Source organism: Sneathiella sp. (assembly GCF_029233945.1).
In the GTDB taxonomy this organism is placed as follows: Bacteria; Pseudomonadota; Alphaproteobacteria; order Sneathiellales; family Sneathiellaceae; genus Sneathiella.
Genome location: NZ_JARGOQ010000091.1, coordinates 2,299 through 6,567, shown reverse-complemented (window position 1 = coordinate 6,567; position 4,269 = coordinate 2,299). Strand labels below are relative to the sequence as shown.

At 54.4% G+C, this 4,269-nt stretch carries 5 protein-coding genes; all 5 read left to right on the top strand.

Annotated elements, in window-relative coordinates; genetic code table 11:
* The coding region (locus P1U71_RS17420) for an IclR family transcriptional regulator C-terminal domain-containing protein (protein ID WP_301106946.1) at nt 1–418 on the top strand (418 nt) is incomplete at its 5' end.
* Nucleotides 419–769: 351 nt separating this feature from the next.
* On the top strand, nt 770–1,651 hold the full coding sequence (locus P1U71_RS17415; protein ID WP_301106945.1) for a CoA ester lyase: 882 nt from the start codon (nt 770–772) through the stop codon (nt 1,649–1,651).
* On the top strand, nt 1,651–2,922 hold the full coding sequence (locus tag P1U71_RS17410; RefSeq protein WP_301106944.1) for an acetyl-CoA hydrolase/transferase C-terminal domain-containing protein: 1,272 nt from the start codon (nt 1,651–1,653) through the stop codon (nt 2,920–2,922). Before P1U71_RS17415 ends, P1U71_RS17410 begins: the two co-directional genes overlap by 1 nt.
* A gap of 120 nt (nt 2,923–3,042) precedes the next feature.
* Entirely contained in the window at nt 3,043–3,807 is a 765-nt protein-coding gene (locus P1U71_RS17405) for an enoyl-CoA hydratase-related protein (protein WP_301106943.1), read from the top strand.
* A 28-nt stretch (nt 3,808–3,835) separates the two neighbouring features.
* A partial coding sequence (locus tag P1U71_RS17400; protein WP_301106942.1) for a TRAP transporter small permease occupies nt 3,836–4,269 on the top strand: 434 nt, incomplete at its 3' end.

Genomic DNA, 4,269 nt, shown 5'->3' with positions numbered 1-4,269 from the left:
TACTATTTATCTTGCCTCTGTTATCGGCGCGCGGCGTCCATTATATTGTACGTCTTTCGGGAAAGCCTTGCTCGCATTCCAGAGCATCAACTTTATCCACAGCTATATGGCGGACGTTGATCCGGTGTCTCCCTTGACGGGGGAGAGATTTTCAAAGGACGAGATACTTGAGGATCTCAGCACCATCCGCAGAACCGGAATTAGCGTGACCATGGGAGATTCAGTCGAAGGAGCGGGCGGCGTCGCGTCGCCGGTGTTTGGTTCAGGCGGCGAGATCATGGGATGTATTACCCTGGCCGCACCCTTGGATCGGCTGAACGCAAATTTAAAGAAATACAGCGAGTTGGCGCATGCCGCAGGCGAGCGCGCCTCTCAATTCATGGGTTATTCCATGCCTTATCCCGGATCGAAAGAGTAGATGTACCGCCCGCGTATTTCTGAATTCAGGCGATACGCGGTTCTTTGACCGGGATGGACCGGGGGTCCCTCTCCCGCAATCAAATATGCAACAAGTGACATCCGCTGCTTCTGACCGCATTTACCCACTGCGATAAATTATCGTTTGCGGAAAATGCGGCTTGACAGGGTATGTCTGCACCGATATTTTGGTCTTAAATAAGAATAAAATTCTGATATCAGAACAAATATGTATTAGTGAGTTTCGATATTAACTCACTAGCGCGGCAGCTTTTTATCGCTCAGCACTGTGTTTCCGCGAGGGTCATGCGCCATCTTGATGATCAGAGAACGAGATGAGGGAGGTTCGCAAATGTTGTTTCGAAGTTTATTCTTTGCGCCGGCAAACAGACCTGATCTGCTGGCCAAGTTCCCGCGGTTTTCGGCGGATTGCTATGCCGTAGATTTGGAAGATGGAACGCCGCCCGATGACAAGATTGCGGCGCGTGACGCGCTCGCGGACAATATCGACATGTTAAGAAAGGCCGATGTTAAGGGGCTTGTTTATGTGCGCGTGAATGAACCGGGCTCATCTTTCTTTCTCGACGATATCGCCGCCGCAGTAAAATGCGATATCGACGGCATCATCATTCCCAAGCTGGAGACGCCGGAGCAATGCGATCCCATTTTTTCCGCTGTCGCGGCGGCTGAAAAAGCAAATCCGGAAAAGCGGCCCATCCGGATAATGGGCGGTATCGAGTCCATGTTGGGCGTACTCAATGTAAATGAGCTTTGCGGTGCGAATGACCTTATGAGCTCGGTTTTCTTCGGGGCAGAGGATTATGCATCAGACTTGGGTGCCCGCCGGACGAAAGAGGGCGACGAGGTGCTTTACGCCCGCTCCCGTGTCGTTCTTGCGGCGAAGATTGCCGGTATCGTTGCGATTGATCAGGCGGTCATCGATGTCCGAAATGATGAGCAATGCCGCATGGATGCCAGCAAAGGGCGCGATCTTGGTTACGAGGGCAAGATCTGTGTCATTCCCCGGCAGATCGGTATCTGCAACAGCGTCTATGCGCCGACGGACGAAGAGGTTGCGGAAGCCGAGGAGGTTGTGACCGTATATAAGGAAGCAATGTCAAAGGGGATTGGAACGATTGACTTCAAGGGCAAGATGATTGACGGCCCCCTTCTCAAACGCGCCGAGGCAACTCTGGCTATTTCCGCGATCATCAAGAACCGGGAGAGTGCGTGATGCGCGAGCTGACCGGCGCGGAGCTGGATTTATCCGGCCTTATCAAGAAATCGGAAACGGTTATGTGGGGCAATGCCTGCGCAGAACCGCTGACCCTGACCGAAGCGCTGGTTGAACAGCGTAAAAACCTGGATAATGTTAACGTCTTCATGGCCTCGGCTTTCTCCAATACTTTTTCGCCGGAGCATGCTGAAGACCTGACATTTATCTCAACGGGCGGGGTCGGAACCGCCGGCGTCCTGACCAAAATAGGGGCTTGTGATGTGATCCCCTGCCATGTGTCTCAGGTCGCCGGCTATATCGAGATGGGGAAAATTCCCTGTGACGTCGTATTTGTGCAGGTCAGCCCGCCCAATGAACGCGGCGAATACAGCCTGGGGGTTACCAGCGACTTTATCTACACCGCCGTGAAAAAGGCCCGGATCGTTATCGCCGAAATCAACAGTCAGACGCCCAGAACCATCTGTTCGCAGCCCCTGACAGCGGATGATATCGATTATTGCATCTATTCCGATCGCCCCGTCGTCGAGATGCAGCCTGCGCCTGTGACGGAGATTGATCGCAAAATCTCCGCATTTTGCCAACCTTTCATTCCGGAAAAAGCGACGCTTCAGGTTGGCATCGGCGGCGTGCCGGAGGCACTGATGGCAGACCTGAGCTCCCACCGCGGGCTCGGAATTCACTCAGGCATGATCAGCGACAGTGTGGTCGATCTCGTGAAATCCGGCGCCGTCACGAACGAGCATAAGGAGATTGATCCCGGCATTACAATAACGGGCGCTCTTATCGGCACGAAAAAGCTCTATGACTTTGCTGACAATAATCCCGACTTGCGCATGGTGCCAGCATCCGTCACCCATGACATTCGGGTCTTATCGCAGCTTTCCAACTTCGTATCGATGAATTCCGCGCTTGAAGTGGATATTACCGGTCAGGTGAATGCCGAAGGTATTGGAGCGAAATATTTCGGTAGCGTGGGTGGGCAAGTCGACTATGTTCGCGCGGCCGGGCTTTCGCCGGGCGGGGTCTCTCTTATCGCCCTGCGAAGTTCCGCCAAAGGCGGCGCCGTCAGCAAAATCGTCTCGCAGCTTTCCGGCCCGGTTACAACCCCGCGAAGTGACGTCGGGATCATCGTAACGGAATTCGGCGCCGCGGACCTCAGAGGCCTCCCTCTCTCCCGACGGGTAAAGGCCATGATTTCCATCGCACCGCCCGAGCACCGCGAAAAACTGGAACGCGAAGCCTATGATTTGCTGAAATTACGCGCCTGAGCGAAGAAGGCCGAAATGACGTGATGGAGCAACAAATGCAAAATATGGGCGGACCGCCGGACTTCACCAAACCGGGAACACGCGCCGGCGTCCAATAAATAAAGAGTAGGAATATCCGCAATGACAGATGCCATACTGTTTGACGAGAAGGATGACATTGTCGTCATCACCATAAATCGTCCCGACAAACTGAATTCGATTAATCAGGATGTTCGAACGGGTTTGCTGGCCGCATGGGAACGGTTTGAACAAACGCCCGAACTAAAGGTCGCCATTCTGACGGGCGCCGGAGAAAAAGCGTTCTGCGCGGGAATGGACCTGAAGGAAGCAGCCGACATGATGCTGGGAGTTCCCGCGCGCGATTTCATTCCCATTGTCGGCGACAGTGTAACCGTGAGCAAGCCGATTATCGCGGCTGTCAACGGGTTCGCTTTTGCCGGGGGATGGTTGTTTGCCCAGATGTGCGATCTCTGCATCGCATCGGAAAATGCGGTTTTCGGGATTACCGAGGCAAAGGTCGGGCGCGGAATGCCCTGGGCGGCCCCGCTTGGTACCATGATTCCGCCGCGGGTAATGATGGAGTTATTGCTGACAGGCGATCCCCTTCCGGCGCAACGGGCGCTGGAGATCGGTTTTGTCAACAAGGTCGTGCCGAGTGCGGAACTGCTGCCCGAAGCGATTTCCATGGCCAAGAAAATTGCGGCGAATGCACCCCTGACTGTCAAGGCCGCCAAAGAACTCGTCTATCTCTCGTCGGAGATGGGACGGAGCGCGGCGCTGCGGGCGGCGTACCCTTTGTTTGAACCGGTCTATCGAAGCGAGGACGCCCTCGAAGGCCCGCGAGCTTTTGGTGAAAAGAGGTCCCCTAAATGGCAGGGAAAATAACATTGGCGCGCAGCGGAGGAGACGCGACATGATGGAGAAGATTGATCGTTTCATCTCAAGGGTTGAAAGGACAGTCCTGACGCTGTCCTGTGTCTGCCTGTTCGGGATAATGATGATTGTGACAATTGATGTCGTCATGCGGTATCTGTTTTCGGCGCCGCTCAGCTGGTCGTATGACCTGATCTCCTTGTATCTTGCAACGTTGCTGTTTTTTGCGGCCGTCTCCGATACGTTCCGGCGCGGCAGCCACGTAAAAATTGAGTTGTTCGATAAGCTTGGGTCAACACGGGTTCGTGCCGCATTTGAGGCGTTCGGGTTCCTGTCGGCTTTAGTCCTGTTTTACATCATGTTCGAGGTAAGCCTGGAAGATGGCGTGGAAAGTCTTATGGACGGGGACGTGATCAGCGGGGCCATCGCCTGGCCCACATGGATTCCGTATTTAGTCGCATCCTGCGGTTTCGG

What these genes read in the sequence shown, in the direction of transcription:
- P1U71_RS17405 (WP_301106943.1), top strand. Translation starts at nt 3,043, where the DNA reads ATGACAGATGCCATACTGTTTGACGAGAAGGATGACATTGTCGTCATC.
- P1U71_RS17410 (WP_301106944.1), top strand. Translation starts at nt 1,651, where the DNA reads ATGCGCGAGCTGACCGGCGCGGAGCTGGATTTATCCGGCCTTATCAAG.
- P1U71_RS17415 (WP_301106945.1), top strand. Translation starts at nt 770, where the DNA reads ATGTTGTTTCGAAGTTTATTCTTTGCGCCGGCAAACAGACCTGATCTG.